General features: G+C 73.1%; 18 protein-coding genes and 1 pseudogene. 7 read left to right on the top strand and 12 right to left on the bottom strand.

The features are described 5' to 3' along the window. Positions 1–50: 50 nt before the first annotated feature. Positions 51–605, top strand: a complete 555-nt coding sequence (locus tag QF032_RS36205; protein WP_307059401.1) for a hypothetical protein — start codon at positions 51–53, stop codon at positions 603–605. A gap of 4 nt (positions 606–609) precedes the next feature. On the opposite strand, the pseudogene QF032_RS36200 reads toward QF032_RS36205, so the two are convergent. From QF032_RS36200 to QF032_RS36180, 5 genes and pseudogenes are all read right to left on the bottom strand, one after another. Then, a pseudogene (locus QF032_RS36200) lies at positions 610–1517 on the bottom strand (SDR family oxidoreductase). A 163-nt stretch (positions 1518–1680) separates the two neighbouring features. Beyond that, positions 1681–2055, bottom strand: coding sequence for a DUF4180 domain-containing protein (locus QF032_RS36195; protein ID WP_307048551.1), 375 nt, complete (start codon positions 2053–2055; stop codon positions 1681–1683). A 49-nt stretch (positions 2056–2104) separates the two neighbouring features. Beyond that, positions 2105–2734: an MBL fold metallo-hydrolase gene (locus QF032_RS36190; RefSeq protein ID WP_306946234.1), complete on the bottom strand. Its 630-nt coding sequence runs from the start codon at positions 2732–2734 to the stop codon at positions 2105–2107. Continuing rightward, complete coding sequence (locus tag QF032_RS36185; RefSeq protein WP_307048549.1) at positions 2734–3819, bottom strand: S-(hydroxymethyl)mycothiol dehydrogenase; 1086 nt, start codon at positions 3817–3819, stop codon at positions 2734–2736. The genes QF032_RS36190 and QF032_RS36185 overlap by 1 nt, the downstream gene beginning before the upstream one ends. 138 nt (positions 3820–3957) lie before the next feature. Next, the gene (locus QF032_RS36180) at positions 3958–4245 is read right to left on the bottom strand and encodes a hypothetical protein (protein ID WP_307059399.1); all 288 of its coding nucleotides are present in this window, start codon (positions 4243–4245) and stop codon (positions 3958–3960) included. Between the two features lie 169 nt (positions 4246–4414). Here QF032_RS36180 and QF032_RS36175 point away from each other — a divergent pair, with 169 nt between their 5' ends. Beyond that, positions 4415–4780, top strand: coding sequence for a nuclear transport factor 2 family protein (locus QF032_RS36175; RefSeq protein WP_057577438.1), 366 nt, complete (start codon positions 4415–4417; stop codon positions 4778–4780). Beyond that, the gene (locus QF032_RS36170; RefSeq protein ID WP_307059397.1) at positions 4768–5010 is read left to right on the top strand and encodes a hypothetical protein; all 243 of its coding nucleotides are present in this window, start codon (positions 4768–4770) and stop codon (positions 5008–5010) included. Before QF032_RS36175 ends, QF032_RS36170 begins: the two co-directional genes overlap by 13 nt. Positions 5011–5165: 155 nt before the next feature. Here the strand turns inward: QF032_RS36170 and QF032_RS36165 are convergent, their stop codons facing one another. Next, positions 5166–7124, bottom strand: a complete 1959-nt coding sequence (locus QF032_RS36165) for an RICIN domain-containing protein (RefSeq protein WP_307048543.1) — start codon at positions 7122–7124, stop codon at positions 5166–5168. Between the two features lie 218 nt (positions 7125–7342). On the opposite strand from QF032_RS36165, the gene QF032_RS36160 reads away from it, so the two are divergent. Then, on the top strand, positions 7343–8572 hold the full coding sequence (locus tag QF032_RS36160) for a glycosyltransferase (protein WP_307050480.1): 1230 nt from the start codon (positions 7343–7345) through the stop codon (positions 8570–8572). 34 nt (positions 8573–8606) lie between these two features. On the opposite strand, the gene QF032_RS36155 is transcribed toward QF032_RS36160, so the two are convergent. Then, entirely contained in the window at positions 8607–9281 is a 675-nt protein-coding gene (locus QF032_RS36155) for a TetR/AcrR family transcriptional regulator (RefSeq protein ID WP_307048541.1), read from the bottom strand. A 189-nt stretch (positions 9282–9470) separates the two neighbouring features. Between QF032_RS36155 and QF032_RS36150 the strand changes: the two genes are divergently transcribed. Beyond that, complete coding sequence (locus QF032_RS36150; RefSeq protein WP_307059395.1) at positions 9471–10742, top strand: YncE family protein; 1272 nt, start codon at positions 9471–9473, stop codon at positions 10740–10742. A gap of 75 nt (positions 10743–10817) precedes the next feature. Here QF032_RS36150 and QF032_RS36145 read toward each other — a convergent pair whose 3' ends face one another. Continuing rightward, positions 10818–12689 carry an endoglycosylceramidase gene (locus QF032_RS36145; RefSeq protein ID WP_307059393.1) on the bottom strand — a complete coding sequence of 624 codons (1872 nt, stop codon included), beginning with the start codon at positions 12687–12689 and terminating at the stop codon, positions 10818–10820. Between the two features lie 308 nt (positions 12690–12997). Here QF032_RS36145 and QF032_RS36140 point away from each other — a divergent pair, with 308 nt between their 5' ends. Further along, positions 12998–14122 (top strand): XdhC family protein, encoded by a 1125-nt coding sequence (locus tag QF032_RS36140; protein ID WP_307059391.1) that lies wholly within the window; start codon positions 12998–13000, stop codon positions 14120–14122. Positions 14123–14357: 235 nt separating this feature from the next. On the opposite strand, the gene QF032_RS36135 is transcribed toward QF032_RS36140, so the two are convergent. Beyond that, the gene (locus QF032_RS36135; protein WP_306955822.1) at positions 14358–14858 is read right to left on the bottom strand and encodes a metallophosphoesterase family protein; all 501 of its coding nucleotides are present in this window, start codon (positions 14856–14858) and stop codon (positions 14358–14360) included. 129 nt (positions 14859–14987) lie between these two features. Between QF032_RS36135 and QF032_RS36130 the strand changes: the two genes are divergently transcribed. Beyond that, complete coding sequence (locus QF032_RS36130) at positions 14988–16961, top strand: glycosyltransferase family 2 protein (RefSeq protein WP_307048533.1); 1974 nt, start codon at positions 14988–14990, stop codon at positions 16959–16961. A gap of 121 nt (positions 16962–17082) precedes the next feature. Here QF032_RS36130 and QF032_RS36125 read toward each other — a convergent pair whose 3' ends face one another. The 3 genes from QF032_RS36125 to QF032_RS36115 form a co-directional block, all read right to left on the bottom strand. Continuing rightward, the gene (locus QF032_RS36125; protein WP_307048531.1) at positions 17083–17253 is read right to left on the bottom strand and encodes a hypothetical protein; all 171 of its coding nucleotides are present in this window, start codon (positions 17251–17253) and stop codon (positions 17083–17085) included. A gap of 63 nt (positions 17254–17316) precedes the next feature. After that, entirely contained in the window at positions 17317–17685 is a 369-nt protein-coding gene (locus QF032_RS36120) for a DUF6479 family protein (RefSeq protein ID WP_306946252.1), read from the bottom strand. Positions 17686–17758: 73 nt separating this feature from the next. Then, positions 17759–20200, bottom strand: a complete 2442-nt coding sequence (locus QF032_RS36115; RefSeq protein WP_307059389.1) for a SpoIIE family protein phosphatase — start codon at positions 20198–20200, stop codon at positions 17759–17761. Positions 20201–20287 lie beyond the last annotated feature (87 nt).

Here is a 20287-nt window from a genome sequence, read left to right as displayed (position 1 = left end):
CGACGGTCCGTTGAGCGTCACCGTGCCCTCAGAAAGGGTTCCGTGCGGGTATGTCCGCGTTCCTCCAGCAGCTTCCCGCCCTCCTGGGCGTCGTCGTCGGCGCCCTCGGTTCGTATCTCGCGCTCGTGCGCAGCGACCGGGCAAGGTTCGCGCGCGAGCGGTCGGCGCGGTGGGAGGAGCGGCGGCTGTCGGTGTACGCCGAGTACGCGCGGGCGGTGAAGAGGTCGGTCAACCTGATGTACCGCGTCGCCTCGCACCTGGGCAACGACCCGCACCCCTATCCGCTGTCCCCGCAGGAGGCGGAGCCGCAGCTGGCGCAGGCCACCGACGGACGCGATCCGGCGGGTGAGGCGCTGGTCATGCTGGGCAGCCGCGACGTGGTGGAACGGGCGCGGACGTGGGTGACCGTGGTGATGGACATGGAGCGCTTCCTGCGGGAGGGAACACACGATCCGCGGGCCTGGCAGGCGCTGCTGGAGCGGCAGCGCGCCGGCCGCGAGGGCTACTACGCGGCCGTACGCGAGGACCTCGGCCTGCCGCCCGGCCACCCGGCACACTGGCCGACGATGCCGCCACCCTCGTCCTCGGCGTCGCCGTCGCCGTGAACGCTCAGCGGTAGCCGGTGGTGTCGGCCGGCTTTCCCGCGTCCTGCACCTCCACGAGGTAGCGCCAGGCGTCCGGACGGCTGCCGTCGAGGTCGGTGAAGCCGTACTCCCGGGCGAGGCCGCCGCTGGAGAGCGACTGTCCGTTGCGGCGGGCGACGTCCGGGTCGGCGGCGAGCGCGGCGACGGCGCTGCCGACGTAGCGGGGCGTCTCCGAGATGGCGAAGTGCGGGACCCGGTCGAGAGCGTCGCGCCAGTTGTCCTCGCGGACGCCGCGAGCATCAGCTCCGAGCGCAGCCAGCCGGGGGTGAGCGCCACGGCGGTGGCCCCCCGGGGCCCGATCTCGTGGGCGAGAGCGAAGGCCATGCGCAGGACGGAGGCCTTGGCGAGGTCGTAGAAGAAGTTCACCCGGTAGGTGTCGCGGTTGTACTCGGCGGTGCCGTCGGTCATCTCGACGACCAGTCCGCCCGGCGTGCGCAGCAGCAGCGGCAGGGCGTGGTGGCTGGTGACGGCGTGGGTCTCGACGGCGAGCCGCAGCATCCGCAGTCCGTTGTCCAGGTCGTGCTCCCAGACGGGGGTGTCCCACTCGAAGAGCTTCTCGCCGCCCCAGATGTCGTTGACCAGGACGTCGAGGCGGCCCTGCTCGTCCGCGACGCGCTCGACAAGGGCCCGCACCTGCGCCGGGTCGAGGTGGTCGGTGGGTACGGCGACGCCCCGGCCGCCGGCCTCGGTGACCAGGTCGGCGGTGTCCTCTACGGTCTCGGGGCGGTCGTACTCGGAGCGCCGCTCGCGGGTGGTGCGCCCGGTCACGTAGACGGTGGCGCCGGCCGCGCCCAGCTCCACGGCGATGCCCCGGCCGGCGCCCCGGGTCGCTCCCGCGACCAGGGCGACCCGGCCCTCCAGCGGTCCTGACATGTTCTGCCTCCCGGCTCCTCGGTGTGGGGTGTCACCACGAGGATCGCGGGAAATCCGGACGTCTTCTGTCGCCTTTCCGCGGACCTCACCCGGCCGGGCTCGGCCCGCGGGTGTCATCCGGCGGTCGTGCCCGGCCGGTGGCCGGGGTCAGCCGGTGCCGCGCTCAGCCGGTGGCCGGGTTCAGCCGGTCGTCCAGCGCGCCGTCGTCCGCCAGGAACCACAGCTGACTGCCGCGGTTCGCCTCCCGCACGAAGTCCCGCAGCGCGGAGCTCTCGGCCAGCTGCCGGGAGACGTCTCCGACGACGGCCAGCCGTATCCGGTAGTTCACGAACTTCTGCACGACCTCGCCGGCGACCCCGGACCGCAGCCGGAAGAAGTCCTCCCCGACGCGTTCCGCGGGCACGGCCACCAGCTGGGCGTCCTGGCCGAACGCGTCGCCGATCAGGTCGAGTGCGGCGCGCTCCCCGTCGAGCGGTGGGCCGTCGGGGGCGCACCGCAGGACGCGGGTGCCGTGCAGGGTCAGGAGAGTGCCGGTCATGCCCGTGAGGGTACGGCCGTCCGGTGCGGCGGCGCGCCGTCTTTTCGCGTCAGTGGCCCCGGTCGATCCACTCCTGGAGGTGGGGCGCCTCGGCGCCGATGGTGGTCGCTTCGCCGTGCCCGGTCAGCACCTTCGTCTCCGGCGGGAGGGCGAGCAGCCGGTCCCTGATGGAGGCGATGATGGTCGGGAAGTGGGAGTAGGAGCGGCCGGTGGCGCCGGGGCCGCCCTGGAAGAGGGTGTCGCCGGTGAACAGCACGCCCAGTCCGGGCTCGTGGAGGCAGACGGCGCCGGGTGCGTGCCCGGGGGTGTGCAGCACGGTGAGATCGGCGCCGGCGGCCTCGATGACCTGGCCGTCGGTCAGGTGGGCGTCCGGTTCGCGGTCCGGGTGGGTGAGCTTCCACAGCGGCAGGTCGTCGGGGTGCAGCCAGATCGTGGCGCCGGTCGCGTCGGCGAGGGCGGGCGCGGCGGAGACGTGGTCGTTGTGGGCGTGGGTGCACACGATGCCGGTCAGCCGTCGCCCGCCGAGGGCCGCGAGGATCGCGTCGGCGTCGTGCGCGGCGTCGATGACGATCGCCTCGTGGTCGTCGCCGACGATCCACACGTTGTTGTCGACGTCCCAGGTGCCGCCGTCGAGGCTGAACCGGCCGGAGGTGACGAGGCGTTCGATGCGCGCGGCCATCACAGCACCACCACCGAACGCAGGACGTCCCCGTGGTGCATCCGCTCGAACGCCTTCTCCACCTCGTCCAGCCCGATGGTCTCGGTGACGAACGCCCCCAGGTCCAGGCGGCCCTGCAGATGCAGGTCGATGAGCATGGGGAAGTCACGTGAGGGCAGGCAGTCGCCGTACCAGGACGACTTCAGCGCCCCGCCGCGGCCGAACACGTCCAGGAGCGGGAGTTCGAGCTTCATCTCGGGGGTGGGGACGCCGACGAGGACGACGGTGCCCGCGAGGTCGCGGGCGTAGAAGGCCTGCCGGTACGTCTCCGGGCGGCCGACCGCCTCGATGACGACGTCGGCCCCGAAGCCGCCGGTCAGCTCTCGGATCGCCTCGACCGGGTCGGTCTCCTTGGAGTTCACGGTGTGCGTGGCGCCCATCTCGCGGGCCTTCGCCAGCTTGCGGTCGTCGATGTCCACCGCGATGATCTTCGCCGCGCCGGCCAGCCGTGACCCGGCGACCGCCGCGTCGCCGACGCCGCCGCATCCGATGACGGCCACGCTGTCCCCGCGCGCGACCTCGCCGGTGTTGATCGCGGCGCCGATGCCCGCCATCACCCCGCACCCGAGCAGCCCCGCCACGGACGCCGACACCGAGGCGTCCACCTTGGTGCACTGGCCGGCCGCCACCAGCGTCTTCTCCGCGAAGGCGCCGATCCCGAGGGCCGGCGACAGCTCTGTGCCGTCCAGCAGGGTCATCCGCTGCGTCGCGTTGTGCGTGTCGAAGCAGTACCACGGCCGGCCCCGCAGGCAGGCCCGGCACTGGCCGCACACCGCCCGCCAGTTCAGGATCACGAAGTCGCCCGGCGCGACGTCCGTGACGCCCTCGCCGACCGCCTCGACCACGCCCGCCGCCTCGTGCCCGAGCAGGAAGGGGAACTCGTCGTTGATGCCGCCCTGCTTGTAGTGCAGATCGGTGTGGCACACCCCGCAGGCCTGGACCTGCACCACCGCCTCCCCCGGACCCGGATCCGGGATCACGATCGTCTCCACCCGCACCGGCTCGTCCCGGCCCGGTGCGATCACTGCGCGTACTTCCTGCGGCATGGGCTGCCCTTTCGTCGGCGGTCGTCCGTCCCTGTGCCGACCCTACGCTCGACTGATCGCCCGAGGGCGCGGACACCGTGAACGGGTGCGGGGGCCGCCCGGTGCTCCGGACGGCCCCCACGAGGAGAGATACGGCGCTCAGCCGAGCAGCCCGGTGACGGGGGCGGCGAGGTCGGTGACCTGGTGCAGCTCGCTCAACCGCTGGAGCGGGATCACCTTGTTGAGCTCGCCCAACTGCCTTGAGACGGGCGGGAGTTCGGAGCGGTGCTCCGCCGGGATCTGGGAGGTCGCGAGCGAGTCCAGCGCGGTCATCGGGTTGAGCCGGCCGGCGTCCGGGGCGTCGGCCGCGCTCGCCATGGGCGCCGCGAGGCCCGTGAGCCCGGCGGCGAGGGCGGCGAGGGCGGCGATGCGTCGAGTGGAGATCATGCCCTCAGCAACGCCGTGACCGGTCCGGCGGACACGGCCGGACGCCCGCGCTCACCCGACAGGTGGAGCGGGCCGCTGCGCTTGCCGAGCCCGGCTCGGCGGAGGAGCCTCGAAGGTGAGGGCCCGGCGGCACCTCTCCCCTCGGCCGCTGCCCTCCGAGGAGGTCACCATGGGCACCGCGGCAGGCTCCGCCTTCGACACCGAGGCGCTGCGCCAGGGCATTGAAGGACAGACCGCGGCGACACTTCTGTCGCTCTACGCCGACGACGCGGAACTGCGGCTCGTCGACCACAACACCCAGCCGAGCAAGCCCCGGGTGCTGCACGGTCGGGACGAGATCGCCCAGCTGCTCGACGACGTCTACAGCCGGGACATGACCCACAAGCTGGAGGAGTGCATCGTCCAGGGCGACCGTGCCGCCTACAGCGAATCCTGCCGGTACCCGGACGGCGTGCGCGTACTCGCCGAGTCGATGATCACCCTGCGCGACGGCAAGATCGTCGAGCAGACGATGATCCAGGCATGGGACGAGTAGGGAGGAAAACCGCCGGGGTCCAGGTCACCTCGCGGTTGACCTGGACCTTCTCGGTCCGGGCCGGCCCGGGCCGGTCGCGGACGTCCCGGCCCTCGCTGTCGGAGCCGGTCTTCGCGGTGGGGCGGCGGGCCACCGTCGTCCTGCTGGGGACGGCGCTGCGGGCGACCCGGCGGCGTCCGCTCCCGCCGGCGCCCGCCACGGGCCGCCGGCACCACGGCCGACGCCGGTGAGCGGCGGCGGACCCGGTGCCGCGGTCCCGCTGAGGCCTCGAGGCCTGAGAAAGGCCTGAGCCGGTGGGCTGCCGGCCACCCACGCCCAGAGGCACGGGCGGCCGGGCCGCGTCCTGCTGTGCCTGACGTCACGTCAGGCCTCGTTGCTGGTCAGGTCAGTTCAGGGTCCACTTCTGATTGTCGCCGCCGCCGCACGTCCACAGCACGATCGGGGTGCGGTTGGCCGTGGCCGCCCCGTACGCGTCCAGGCACAGGCCCGCGTTGACGTTCGTGATCGTGCCGTCGCCGTTGACGTTCCACTTCTGGTTGTTCTGGCCGGTGCAGTCCCAGATCACGACCTTGGTGCCGTTGGAGGTGCCCCGGTTGTAGGCGTCCAGGCACTTGTTGCCGTACACCACGAGTTCCTTGCGGGAGGTGTACGTCCAGGCCTGGTTGGAGCCGCCGTTGCAGTCCCAGATTTCCGCCTGCGTGCCGTTGGTGATGGTGCTGTCGAACATGTCCAGGCAGCGGCCGGACTGCTTGCCGACGACGAGGCTGCCGTCAGCGCCGGGCAGGGGCCGGACCGTGATGTCCGCGAGGGCCGGGGCGCCCGTGAAGGCGAGCGTGTTGGCGGAGCCCTTCGACAGGGCGACCTGAACGGTGATCGTGCCCTGCGTGGAGCCCGTCGGCGGGAAGGAGACGGTCGTCGTGGTCTGGCCGTTGACCTTGAGAGTCGCGGTGCGGGCGGTCGAAGCGGTGTTGGTGTAGGCGACGTCGACGACCTTCAGGCCGGTGTTGCCGGCGGTCACGCCGGAGAAGCTCGACGTTCCGGTGTACGTGCTGCCCGCCGCCTCGGTGCCACCGCTGACGGTGAGCAAGACCGAGCCGCCGGCCGGGACGTTCGCCGTGTAACCGGTGGCGAAGGCGCCGAGGTCGGCGCGGGCCCACGGGTCGCGCACGGTCGCGGAGGCACCGGTCAGGCCCAGGTCGGCCCAGCGGGCGGTGATGTTCGCGGCGGCCCCGGTCCGGTTGAGCAGGACGACGGCGCGCTTGCCGGTGCCGGCGAGGACCTTGCCGTACACCTGGAGCCCGCTGCTGTCCTCGGCGACCTTGACGCCCTGCAGGCCCCGCGCGTCCTGGTCGACGGCGAGGACCTCGGGGTTCTTGAGGATGTTCGCCGTCTCCGTCGTCATCGTGGCCAGGTTGTTGCCGGCGAGGAGCGGCGCCCCGGAGACGGCCCACAGGTTCATGTGGGTGCGGTTCTGGGCGGCGGTGAAGCCGTCCATGCCGACCATCAGCATGTCCGCGTCGTTGTAGTAGCCGGTGTGCTGGGCCGTGGGGTGCACGTTGCGGTCGAAGTTGGTCAGCAGGTTGGCCATGGACGGCTTGTTGCCGAACAGGATGATGTCGTCGTTGGTCCGCCACATCGCCCCCTGGCCTGGAGCCCAGTTCCACGGGTTCTGCCGGCCCCAGTTGCACAGCGACAGGGTCATCGGGCGGCCGGTCGTCGCCGTGGCGGTCGTGATCGCGTCGCTGATGGCCTGGAACGTCGTCTTCGCGTCGAGGCCCTCCTTGTCGCCGCCGCACCAGTCGACCTTCACGAAGTCGAAGCCCCACCGGGAGAACTGGAGCATGTCCTGGTCGTAGTGGCCCTCGCTGCCGCTGCCCGGGGCGGCGGGGCGGCCGGTCGGGAAGTAGTAGCCGCAGCCGTCCTTGCCGGCGTCGGTATAGATACCGGCCTTGAGGCCCTTGCCGTGGATGTAGTCGGCGATGGCCTTCATGCCGCCGGGCCACTCCGACTCGTCCACGGTGATGTTGCCCGCGCTGTCACGGGTGCCCTGCCACCAGCCCTCGTCGATGTTGATGTACTGGTATCCGGCCGCCGGCAGGCCCGCGGCGACGAACGCGTCGACCTGCTGCTTGATGACGTTGTAGTCGATCTTGGCCGCGAAGCTGTTCCAGGAGGCCCAGCCCATCGGGGCGGCCGGCACGGCGATCTGACGCGAGGTGGCGGCCTCGGCCGTGCCGGGCTGGGCGAACATCAGGGCGGCGACGACCGTCAGCAGCAGGGCGAGCAGCCGCGCGGCGGCGGATCTCCCGTGCCGGGCGAGGTGCGCGGGGGGTGGAGGAAACATGGGGCGGCTCCAGCTTCGGGGAAACTACTTCGATATATCGAACGAAGGTCGGCAAACCGAACGCATTGCGCGCCGAAAGTAGAACCGCCGGGGGATGAAGTCAACGGCTGCGACCGAAGTGATTGTGACCGCTCTCAAAATGCAACCGGCCGCCCGCTCGGGGTTCTTCACCCCGGTCCGGTTCCGCCGCCATACTGTCCGTCGTGCGAGTGGCGATCATGACGGCGGGTTCGCGGGGCGACGTGGCCCCCTTCACAGGTGTGGGCCACGCGCTCGTGCGTGCGGGACACCAGGTCACCCTGGTCACCCACGCGCGGTTCGCGCCGCTGGTGGCGGGCACGGGCGTCGCCTTCCACGCACTGCCGTTGGACCCGCGGGCGGAGCTGGAGTCCGCGCGGGGCCGGGGGCTGCATCGCAGCGCCACCGGCCCCGGCAAGCTGCTGCGGGTGACCCGGATGGCACGGACGCTGGTCGGGCGGATCGCCGACGATCTGCTGGCCGCCGCCCGCGAGGCCGACGCGCTGCTGCTCTCGGCCTCGGTCGCGCCCCTCGGCCACACGATCGCCGAGGGGTTGTCCCTGCCGAGCCTCGGGCTCTACCTCCAACCCGTCGCCCCCACCGGCGAGTTCGCCCCGCCGATGCTGGGCGGCGGCTCCTGGGGGGCGGTCGGCAACCGACTCGCCGGGCACGGCGTCGAGGCGGCCGTCGAGCGGATCTTCACCCCGGTGCTGCCGGCCGTGCGGGCCCGGCTGGGGCTGCCCGCCGCCCGCCGCGCCGTCACCGCTCCGCGAAAACGGCGGCGGCACGGCTGGCCGGTCCTGCACGGTTTCAGTCCGCAGGTGGTGCCGCGTCCCCGGGACTGGCGTGCGGAGCTGGACGTCACCGGATATTGGTGGCCCCACGACCGCGACACCCGGCTGCCGTCCGGTCTGCGGGAGTTCCTGGACGCGGGGCCGCCGCCGGTCTTCGTCGGGCTGGGCAGCGCGACGGTGCCCGACCCCCGGCGGCTCGGCGCCGAGATCGTCACGGCGCTGCGGCGGGCGGGGCTGCGCGGGGTGATCCAGCGCGGCTGGGCGGGGCTCACGGCCGAGGGCGAGGACATGATGACGGTCGACGAGACGCCGCACGCGCTGCTCTTCCCGCGGATGGCCGCGGTCGTCCATCACTGCGGTGCGGGCACGACGGCGGCCGGCGTACGGGCGGGCGTGCCTGCCGTGCCGGTGCCGATCCAGTTCGACGAGGGCTTCTGGGGCGAGCGGCTGGTCGCGCTGGGGGTGGCCCCGGGCACGGTCCCCCTGCGCCGGCTGACCGCCGACACGCTGGCGGCGGCCCTCGTCCGGGTCACCCGCGAGCCCGGATACGCCCGCCGGGCGGCGCAGCTGGGGGCACGGGTGCGCGGCGAGGACGGCGCGGGGCGGGTGGTGGAGGCGGTGACGCGGCTGGGGTGAGGCCGTCCGGCCGGATCAGGGGCACCGGGCGCTCCTACTGTGCGCTCCGCGGCCCGCCGGGCTCCTGTTCCCTCGGCCGCAGGATGTCCAGCAGTTGCCGGACCAGTTCGTCGACCACCTCGTCCAGGGTCGCGTCCACCCAGCCGGCGCTCCAGTCGTGCAGCAGGCCGTTGACGCTGCCGATGAAGGCCGTGGCCGCGAGGCGGTAGTCGCGCGGGGCGCCCTCGCCTCGGGCGGCGGCCGCCGTCGCCTCGGCGCAGATCAGGTCGATCCAGCGGGCCCGGCGGGCCAGGCGCTGCTCGTCCAGACGGGGGCTGACGCCGACGATCTCCACGAAGGTGATCCGGATGCGGCAGGGGTCGGAGGTGACGTTGGCGGCGTAGGCGCGGAAGATCGCGGCTGCGCGTTCGGCGAGCGGTCTGCCCTCGGCGGCGACGGCGGCGGCCATGACCGCCTCCTCGGCCCAGGCGTTCACCTGGAGGTGCAGCTCCGCCAGGACGTCCTCGAGGGTGCGGAACTCCTCGTAGAACTGGCGGGTCGACAGGCCGGCCGCCTCACTGAGCGAGGCGACGGTGGTGCCCCGGTAGCCGGGCGCGCCCCCGAACGACCGCAGCGCCGCGTCCAGGAACCTGCCCCGGCGCTCGGCCTGCCGCTGTTCGGCGGACTTGCCGCCGTAGCGGCCGGTCGGCGCCTTGAGTCTGCCCGCCATGACCCTCCCTCGTCTTCCGGTGTGCCCCCGCGGCCAATTTTGTCGTGTACGAGTCTTGTGGCGAAGGGCACCCCTTCCTTACTTTCCAGTAAGCACATTCTGAACGGGCCCGTGTTCAGACTTCGGCGGGTATTCCCCCGCCTTCGCACCCCTGCCCCTGACCTTCCCGCCCCAGAGGAGAGTGCAGTCATGGCTGCCTTCAGATCCAGGCACCTTTGCTCCATCGCCGCCGCCGTCGCCCTGACCGTCACCGCTCCAGCCGCCGTCGCGTCCGCAGCCCCGGCCGCCCAGGACTCCTCCAGCGCCGCCGCACTGCGCGAGGTGCTCTTCGTCGGCAACAACTGGGAGGGCACCGCGGACGTCATCAAGTCCAGCGGCGACTTCGCGAAGGTCGGCCGGATCAACGTGATCCCCGACAAGGACGCCCGGATGGCGGAGATCAACGGCGACCTGATCAAGTGGATCTACTTCATGGCCATCCGCAACGGCGTCGGCGAGGGCCACGACCAGTTCGTCGACGACATGTACACCACGCCGGACGGCGCGTCCGTGGTCGTCTCCCGGCCGAGCTTCGCCGACGTCGTCTCCATCGACCTGACCACAGGGAAGATCAACTGGCGGTTCCCGGTGTCGGGTTACCGCTCCGACCACATGGCCGTCTCCCCCGACGGCAAACGGGTCGCGGTCTCCGCGTCGATCTCGAACACCGTGCACGTCCTGGACATCGTGACCGGCAAGCAGGTGGGTTCGTTCAAGACCGGCGACAAGCCGCACGAGAACATCTTCACCAAGGACGGCAAGTACATCTACAACATGGCGATCGGTGACGTGAACACGTCCCAGGACGCCCCGTGGCAGGACTTCACGAAGGGCGACCGGCGCATCACCGTCGTCGACGCGAACACGTACCAGCAGGTCAAGATCATCGACATGCGGCAGCGGCTGGACGCGATCGGACTCAAGGACTACTCGGACGCCGTTCGCCCCGCGGTCTTCTCGCCGGACGAGTCCAAGCTGTACTTCCAGGTGTCGTTCTTCAACGGCTTCTTCGAGTACGACCTCGCCACGGACAAGATCACCCGGACGAAGACCCTGCCGAAGAACCCCACGACCAGCGACGACCGCACCACGTACGTCAACGACTCGCGCCACCACGGCCTGTCGATGAGTCCGGACGGCAGCAAGCTGTGCGTCGCGGGCACGATGGACGACTACGCGACGATCGTCAACCGCGCAACCCTCCAGGAAGGCCCGCTGGTCACCGCCTCCAAGCCCTACTGGGCCACGGTCAGCGGCGACGGCAAGGACTGCGTCATCTCCGAGAGCGGCGCCGACCAGGTGACCGCGATCGACTTCGCCACCGGGCAGAAGGTCGTGTCGGTTCCCGTGGGCGACCATCCGCAGCGGGTCCGGCTCGGCCATGTGGCGGCGGACTGGACAGGCACCGGATCCGGCAGCTGACGGCGGCCTTTCGGCGCCGAAGGGGTGGGTGGCGGTCGGTCGACCACCGCCCACCCCTTCGTCGTACCGGCGTCGCTACCCCACCTTCTGGGCCACCCACGCCGACAGTTCGGTGCGGGCCGCGGCCAGCTGGGTCGCGGACGGCGCGCTCGCGCCGTTGGTGACCAGTGCGAAGTGCACCGCGCCCGAGTCGGACGTGCTGAGCAGCAGGCGTCGGCTGCCCGTGCCGCCCGGTTCGACGGCCGCCGCGATCTTCGTGCCGGACGTGTAGGCCGGGGGCGCGTACACGGCGCCGAGATCGGAGACGACCGTGGTCGTGGCGGTCGGGAAGGAGGCGGGCAGATGCAGTTCGGTGGGCGCCGCGCCACCGGCCGAGCGCCACACGAGCAGTGCGTACTGGCCGGAGCCGACGAGCTGCTTCGTGGTGGGCAGGGATGCGGGGACCGGGTTCCAGGTGAGGGTGGTGGAGCCGTCGCGGGAGCGGTCCTCATAGGTGAAGGCGACGGTCGTGCCGGAGGTGGCGCTCGGGTAGACCCGGTCCAGGAGTCGCGCGTCCTGACGGAGCGTGGCGTTGCCGGAGTCGTCGAGGCGCACGGCCGACAGGTCCTCGTCGTTCCAGGCGTCGCCGCCGGTGAGCACCTTGTCGGGGTTGCCGTTCATCAACTCGTGATGGCGGCCCCAGTAGATGTCCCACTGCCACTGACTGCCGGAGAGGACCGGACCGGAGACGGCCGGGGTCGTCCACCAATTGGCGCCCTTCACCCGGGAGTCGAGCGCCTGGTACATGGCCTTGAGGACGGTCGGCGCCTTGTCGGAGACGTTGCCGGCCAGCGGATGGCCGAACTCGCTGACGACGGCCGTGGTCCCGGTCGTCGCGGCCCGGTCGCGGACGGTGCCGAAGTCGGTGACGTACTGGCCGTCCGCCGCCTTGCCCCACATCAGGATCCCGGAGATGGCCTTCTGGTCGTAGAAGTGAGTGTTGAAGACGTAGCGGGAGCCGAGCGTGCCCACGTCGAGGAGTCCGCCCTCCTGCCGCTGGGAGTCGATGTTGCCGTTCCAGAACATGTTCGGCTCGACGAAGGCGGGCTTGTCCTGCCAGCCGGCCGCGTCCATCCGGGCCCGGAACTTCACGTAGAAGGGCCACAGGAGGTCGCGTTCCCAGGTGCGGCTGGTCTGACCGGAGTCGTAGGTCCCGGCGTAGGGCTCGTTGTAGGGGTCGAAGCCGAGGACGCCGGCGAACTCCTCGGCGCTCAGGTGCTGCCTGACGTACGCCATGGTCTGCTGGGCGGTGGCGAGGAAGTTGTCCTGGACGCCGTGGGCGTTGTGCCAGAAGTCGTACTGGGCGGCCTTCACCGCGCCGTTCTGGGTGATGTTCTGGCCCCAGAAGAAGCAGATGCCGCAGGACTCGGCGGGGTAACCACCGAGGTCCACCGCCCACTTGGGGGCGCCGTCGCCGGTGTACCAGCTGCCCTGGTTGAACAGGTGGCGGGAGTAGAGGTCCTGGTGGAAGTCGGGGTAGACGCGGATGCCGGCGTCGAGGAAGGCGCGCATCTGCTCGGTGGCGGCGGCGAGGTAGCCGGTGTCGACCTGGCCGCGCACGGGCTCGGCATAGGCCCAGGAGAGCAGGAAGCGGATGGAGTTGCCGCCGCCGAGGGCGCGCAGCGCGGTCGCCGATTTCCTGGCGTCGGCGACCGAGGCGAAGGGCAGGCCCTTGTTCTCGTAGAGCTTGGTCTCGCCGGAGACGTTGTAACCGCGCAGCACGACCTCGCGGCCGTTGCCGTCGACGAAGCGGCCGTTGGACACGGTGAGGGCCGTGCCGTCGAAGGGGAGCGAGCCGGGGAACGTGGCGTCCGCGGCGGCGGGCGAGGCGCCCGCCGCCGTCAGGAAGCCGCAGAGTCCGCAGAGGACCACCAGAACAGCGAGCAGACGTGCCCGGATATTCGGCATGTCCACTACAGTCCGGCGATTTCCGTACACCGTCAATACCTTCTGACCCCCGAGTAAGTTCCTGCATATCCAGCCCAGTTGGCCACCCGACCGGTCACGCACACCAGGTACTCCCGGCGGTTCGGCGGTTTGCCGTCCGTACGGAGGCGCTCGGAGGCGCTCGGAGGCGCGCCGGGGGATCGGCGCGAGGGCGTCGCCCTCCCGACGGCGGGCCGACCGAACGGCGGACGGGGCGGCGGACGGGGCGGCGAACGCGACGACGGGCGGACGGGGCGGCGAGCGGAGCGGCGACGGATTACCGTGCAATCGTGCGTGAGATTCTGCCGGTGCTGAACGGGTGGTACGCGGCCGCTGAGCCGTTCGGGCTCGCCACCGTGGTCGCCGTCCGCGGCAGCGCGCCGCGCGCTCCGGGCGCCGCGATGGCGGTGGGCCCGGGCGGCGAGGTCGTGGGCAGTGTGTCCGGGGGCTGTGTGGAGGGCGCGGTGTTCGAGCTGGCCCAGGAGGTCCTGGCGGACGGGACGGCCCGGCGGGCGACCTTCGGATACAGCGACGACGACGCCTTCGCCGTCGGGCTGACCTGCGGCGGCGAGCTCACCCTGCTGGTGCGTGCGGTGACGCCGGACCTCGACCCGTCGTTCGGGGCGGTCGCCCGGTCGGTCGCCGCGGGCGAACCGGTGATCGTGGCCACGGTGACCGACGGCCTCGCGCCCCACGGGGCCGTGCTCGCCGTCTGGCCGGACCGGACCGCCGGCACCCTGGGGTCCGCGGGACTGGACGCGGCCGTCGCCTCCGACGCGCGCGGAGGCCTGGTGCTGGGCACCACCGGACTGCGGCACTTCGGACCGCACGGCCGGCGGCGCGAGGACACCGTCTCGGTGTTCCTGCAGTCCTTCGCCCCGCCGCCGCGCATGCTGGTGTTCGGCGCGATCGACCACGCGGCCGCCGTGGCCCGCATCGGCGACTTCCTCGGCTACCGGGTCACCGTCTGCGACGCCCGGCCGGCCTTCGCCACGCCGGCACGCTTCCCGGCGGACGTCGAGGTGGTCGTGGACTGGCCGCACCGGTACCTCGGCGGCACGCGGACCGACGACCGCACGGTGATCTGCGTGCTGACCCACGACCCGAAGTTCGACGTGCCGCTGCTGGCGGCGGCCCTGCGCCGGCCGGCCGCGTACATCGGGGCGATGGGCAGCCGGCGCACCCACGACGAACGCCGTGCGCTCCTTCTGGAGGCCGGGGTCAGCGACGCCGAGCTGGCGCGGCTGCGCTCGCCGGTGGGGCTGGACCTGGGAGCCCGTACGCCCGAGGAGGTCGCCGTGTCGGTGGCGGCCGAGATCGTCGCGCTGCGGTGGGGCGGCAGCGGCGCCCCGCTGACGGCGACGACCGGGGCGATCCACCCCCCGGCGGGCGATCAGGCGCCGCCCGCCCGGTAGTCCGGAGCGACGAGGCATCCCGGGGATTCACCGGAACGGCCATGTGTGGGGTGGCCCGTGACGGGGTACCCGCCCATAACGGACACGCATGCATGTCCCTCGGTCGTCTCACCAGTGAAGGAGGCCCAGTTGACGCAACGCACACTCGCAAGTTCCGGGCCGCCTCCGACCGCATCGGCCGGAAGCGGCCCGGTTCGTCCGTGACCCGGGTGCGCCCCGCCGACGTCGAGCGCGCTCAGCGCGGCGGCAGCCGGTGCAGGACGACGTCCGTGAGCCGGCCGCCTGCGGCGGTGGCCGTCAGATAGGTGCAGTACGGCTGCCGGCGGCGGTCCGTCGGGGAGCCGGGGTTGAGCAGGCGCAGGCCGCCGGGGGCCGTGGTGTCCCAGGGGATGTGGCTGTGCCCGAAGACCAGGACGTCCAGGTCGGGGAAGCGGGCTGCACAGCGGGCCTCCCGGCCCTGGGCCGGACCGGTCTCGTGGATCACGCCGAACCGCAGTCCGCCGAGTTCCGCGCGGGCGATCTCGGGCAGCCGGGCGCGCAGCTCGGGCCCGTCGTTGTTGCCGTGCACGGCCAGCAGCCGGCGGCTGCGGCTCTCCAGCAGGTCGAGGGTGGCCGCGTCGACCCAGTCCCCCGCGTGGACGACGAGGTCCGCGTCCGGGATCTCGTCGAGCAGCGGGGCGGGGAGCGCCTTGGCGCGCTTGGGCAGGTGGGTGTCGGACATCAGCAGGAGGCGCACGGCGACAGACTACAAAATCCGGATCAGGACGAACCAGGACAGGTGGGGCGCCGACTGCGGGGTTAGCATCGGGCTGCACGCACCCGCCGTCCGCACGGCAGGCGATCCGACGAGGGGGCCAGGAGCCCGATGCCGGTCAAGGTCAGCGTCATCGTCCCGGTCTACAACCCCGGCCGCTACATCGAGGACTGCATCGCCTCGCTGCTCGGGCAGTCTCTCCCGCCGGACGCCTACGAGATCGTCTTCGTCGACGACGGCTGCACCGACGCCACCCCGGCGCTGCTCGACGCGCTCGCCGCGCAGGACTCCCGGGTCCGCGTCGTACACCAGGAGAACTCCGGCTGGCCCGGCAAGCCGCGCAACGTAGGCATCGACGCCGCCCGGGGCGAGTACGTGATGTTCGTGGACGCCGACGACCACCTCGGCGCGGAGGCCCTGGAGCGGATGTACGACTACGGCGTCGCCAACGACGCGGACGTCGTCGTCGGCAAGATGGCCGGCCGGGGGCGCGCGGTGCCAGTGGAGCTGTTCCGCACGAGCCGCCCGCGCGCCACGGTCGAGAACGCGCCGCTCATCGACAGTCTCACCCCGCACAAGATGATCCGCCGGGCGTTCCTCGAGCGCACCGGTCTGCGCTTCCCGGAGGGGCGGCGCCGCCTCGAGGACCACGTCTTCGTCACCGAGGCCTATCTGCGTGCGGGCAACGTCGCCGTGCTCGGCGACTACGTCTGCTACTACCACGTGCGGCGCGGCGACGCCGCGAACGTGAGCTTCCAGCGGATCGACCCGGTGAGCTACTTCAAGGACCTCCGCGAGGCCCTCGACGTCGTCGAGCGGTACACCGAGCCGGGAGCCCTGCGCGACCGGCTGTTCCGGCGCTGGCTGCGGGTGGAGATGGTCGAGCGGCTGCGCGGCCGGCGCTTCCTCAACCTGCCCGAGGACTACCGCAGGGAGCTGTTCGAGGAGATCCACGGGGTCGTCGTCGAACGGTTCGGGCCGGGCGTGGCCGCTCCGCTTCAGCCCACCCAGCGGGTCGTCGCGGCCCTGGCCGCCGACGGGCGTTACGACGACGTCGTCGCGTTCGCGCGGTGGGAGGCGGGCGTCGGGCTCGCCGTCGAGCCGCGGGACGTCGAATGGCGGGGCGGGCTGCTGCGGATCGTCTTCGCGGCGGAGCTGACGCACGACGGCCGGCCGATGGTGTTCCCCGCCGCCGGGGAGCGTCCGCGGTGGCCGCCGCGGGACGTCGCCGAGGCGGTGCGCTGGCTCGGCCTGGACACCGCGGAACGCTTCGACCGGGCCTCGCCCGATCTGCTGCTGCGGGAGCGGGCCGGCGCGGCGCAGTACTTCCAGCCGGTGCGGACGGACCGGGAGCGGATCGCGGCCGCCGACGGGAACGGGGTGCGTCTGGTGCTGCGCGGCACGGCCGTCGTCGATCCCGCCACCGCGGTCAGCGGCAGCCCGCCCCGCGAGGGCCTGTGGGACATCTGGGTGAGGGTGGGCCTCGGCGGCTGGACGAAGGAGCTGCGGCTGGGCCCGGCGCCCCGGCACGGCCGGCCGGCCCCGCCCGCCGCGGTCGTCGCGGACCAGGTGGTGCTGCCCTACTGGACCGACCGGCACGCCGGACTCGCGCTGGACGTCGGCCACGCGAGCGAGCGGCTGGGCCTGGGCAGGGTCGCGGCGGGCGACGTCACCCTCGCCGGGGACCGCGGGGAGCGGTTCCATGTGCTCCTGCCGCTGCACGTGCCCGAGGCCGCCCCGGTGCTGCTGCGGCTGACGGGGGTGAAGCCGGGGAGCTCCCACGAGGTCTTCGGGACGCTCGCTCCGGGCGGCCGGCTGGACGCCGTCCTGCCGGTGGGCGATCTGGGGGGCCGGACCTGGCTCACGACGGTGTGTCTGACGCCGGAGACGGAGGGGGCGCGTTTCCATCCGCTGCCCTTCGCCCTGCACGTCGACCCGGACGGCGTCCTCGTGGTGCCCGCCCCGCAGCCGGGCGGCGTGCGCCGTACCGCCCGCCGGGTGCGACGGGTGGTGTACCGGGCGCTCGGCCGGCTCACCGCGGGCGGGCGCGTGGCGACGCGGCCGTCGCGTCGACGACGCCGGTAGGCGCCGGCGCGGGCGGGGGGACGCGTGGGCGGCGACCCGGGTCGTGCGCGCGGGGGCGTCTGCAGCGCGCGAGGGCCGGTCGGTCCTGCGCGAGGGGCGGTCTGTCGTGCGCGGCGGCCCGTCAGTCGTCGCCCCTGACGATGTTCCCCTCCGGGCCGGACCGCGTCCCGGGCGCGGCCACCGCGGGCAGGCAGGTGCGCGGTGCGGCGGAGCCGCAGCGTGTGCGGCGCGCCCTGGCCCAGCCCGTCTCGGGCCGGCGGATCGCGGGTTTGTCCTCGAGCTGCGAGGTCACGACGGTTCATCACCCTTCTCTGTCACGCTTCTCTGCCTTGTCACGATGCCCCTGAGGAGCGGGTCAGCGGGCGCCCGGGCCGCCGCTGCCGAACGAGCCGCCCGTGCCCTGGTCCCAGCGGGGCCTGGCGCCGTCGGCGCTGTCCCGGCTGCCGGTGGGTCGCAGCTCGTGCGGGGTGAGGCGCTCGCCGTCGGCCGCTCGGGGCATCTCGTTGGGTTCACGTGAGCGGCTCTCGTGGGTCGGGCCCGACGCGGGCATCCGGGGATGTTCGTGCGGCTGCGGAGGCGCCGGCTCCCGGCGGCGGATCTTGGACCCGAGCCGGAAGGCGAAGATCAGCCCGCCGACCAGGACGAGCCCGACGACGACGAACGCTACGGAGGCCAGTGCGGACCTTCCGGATGCCGCGAGGTATGCGGAGGCGAAGGTGTCCATGGGCGCCGGGTACCCTGCCCGCCGCCCGGGACACGTGGACGTCCGGCTCCAGGGACACGGGGCGTCCGGCTGTTCAGCGCTCCAGCAGCAGCTCGCTCCAGACCTGTTTGCCGCCGCTGACCGGCACGGTCCCCCAGCTGTCGGAGACGGCCTCCACCAGGAGGATGCCGCGCCCGCCGGTGGCCTCCCAGCCGGGGTCGGTGGGCTTGACCGGCGTGCGGGGCGAGGCGTCGGTGACGGCGACGCGGAGCCGGCGGTCGATGAGGGTGAAGTCGAGGCGGACCGGCCCGTCGGTGTGCACCAGCGCGTTGGTGACGAGCTCGGAGACGACGAGCAGCGCCGCGTCCATGGCGGTGTCGGCGACGCCCCAGCCCCGCAGACTGCGCCGGGTGAAGCGGCGGGCGTGCCGGGCCGCCTCGGGCACCCGCCACACCGTCCAGCCCTCGCGCCGGGGTTTGACCGCCATGCCGTCGTAGCGCAGCAGGAGCAGGGCGACGTCGTCGCCGCGGTGGGCGCCGCCGAGCAGCGCGTCGGCGACGGTGCCGAGCTGGGCGGGGTCTGCGGCGGACAGCTCTCCGGCGAGGCGGTCCAGGCCGGTCCCGATGTCGAGGTCGGCGGACTCCACGAGGCCGTCCGTGGTGAGGGCGACGACGGCGCCCGGCGTCAGCCGCAGCGGGGTCATCGGGAACTCGGCCTGCGTCAGGATGCCGAGGGGCGGGCCGCCGTCCGTCTCGGCGACCTCGGCCGAGCCGTCCGGGTGACGCAGGACGGGCGGTGGATGCCCGGCCCGTACGCACCAGGCGGTGCCGTCCTCCATGTCGACGTCGACGTAGCAGCAGGTGACGAAGAGGTCGGTCTCCAGCTCCATCAGCAGCCGGTTGGCGTGGGAGACCACCACGTCGGGCGGGTGGCCCTCGGCCGCGTAGGCGCGCAGGGCGGTGCGCATCTGGCCCATGAGGGTGGCGGCGGCGGCGCTGTGGCCCTGGACGTCGCCGATGACGAGGGCCACGTGGTGGTCGGGCATCCGGATCACGTCGTACCAGTCGCCGCCGACCTCCAGGCCCGCGGTGGCGGGCAGGTAGCGCGCGACCGCCAACCCGCCGGGGAGGTCGGGCAGCCGGCGCGGGAGCAGCTGGCGCTGGAGCATGCCGACGAGCTCGTGCTCGGCGTCGAAGGCGTGGGCGCGCATCAGGGCCTGTCCGGCGAGGCCGGCGGAGGCGGTGAGCAGGGCGCGCTCGTCGGGGCCGAAGTCGTGCGGCGCGTCCCAGCCGATGAGGCAGGCGCCTGCCATCCGGCCGCCGGCGGACAGCGGCAGGACGGCGAGGCCGCCGGGGCCGACCTCGGCGAGCGCGGGTTCCAGGGCGGTGCCGGCGGGCCAGATCCGGGCCCGGCCCTCGCGCAGCGCGGCGGCGAGTGTGGGCATGGCGCGCACGGGCGCGTCGGGCCATTCGCCGCGCCACTCCAGCTGCCACAGCTCGGGCCAGGAGTCGGGTTCGGGCGGGTCGAGGACGGTGACCACGAGCCGCTCGTTCTCCAGCTCGGCGAGGGCGATCCGGTCGGCCCGCAGCGGCTTGCGCAGGGCGACGACGGCCTGGCTGACGTCGCGGACCGTGCCGGCGGTGGCGAGCGCGGCGGCCAGGCGCTGGACGCGGGCGACGTCGGTGATCTCGGCGCGCAGCGTGGAGGCGTCGGCGACGGTGCCCTCCAGCCGGGCGGGGCGTCCGTCGCCGCCGGGTACCAGGCGGCCGTGCAGTCTGAGCCACTTCGGCGGCCCGGCGGGCTGGAGCACCCGGAACTCCAGCTCGCGGTCGCCGACCGACATGTGGTCGGCCTCGACGACGGACATCAGCGAGGGCAGGTCCTCGGGGACGGTGAGCCCGAGCAGGGTCTCCACCCGGCCGTCGAACGCGGCCCGCTCCATCGCGAACAGCTCCAGGATCGCGTCGCCCACCTCGACCCGTCCGGTGTCCATGGCCAGGCTGAAGCCGCCCGCGAGGAGCTCCTCGCCCTCGGCGCGGGCGGTCGGGGCGGGCAGTGCGACGGCGTCGGCGACCCGTTCCAGGCAGGCGCGGTCCTCGGCGTCGAACCCGCCGGGGCGCTCGCTGACGGCGAGCAGACAGCCGCCCGCGCCGTCACGGACGGGCAGGGCGGCCAGATGGAAGTCGCGGGCGGGCATCCGCCGCGCGTCCGCGCACTCGGCGACCTCGTGCGGGCCGAGCCACACCGGCCGCCCGGTGCGGTGGGCGTCGGCGGCCGGCGAGCCGCCGTCGAGGGGATAGCTCTCGCGCAGTCCGTACAGGGTCCTCGGCACGCCCGCCGACTCGGCCAGGCAGAGCAGACCGGCCTCCGGCGCGGGCGTGTAGACGGCGGCGAGGGCCGCACCGGCGAACACGAGCGCCTGTTCGAGGGTGCGGCGCACACGGTGCGGCGAGACGGGATCGGCGGTGACCGCCTTGAGGGCCGTCTCGACACCCAGAGGTCCCCTTCTGCGCTCCGCGGCACCCTCACTGACCACGTCCGCAATTACAGCGCCAATGCGGCCCGGGCGCAGCCCCTGGAACCGTTTCACGGACCACTCCGGGGGCATCGCGAGGGCCGCGCG

Source organism: Streptomyces achromogenes, assembly GCF_030816715.1.
Classification (GTDB): Bacteria; Actinomycetota; Actinomycetes; order Streptomycetales; family Streptomycetaceae; genus Streptomyces; species Streptomyces achromogenes_A.
The sequence above is the reverse complement of the archived record's forward strand: the minus strand, read 5'-3'. Positions and strand labels throughout refer to the sequence as shown.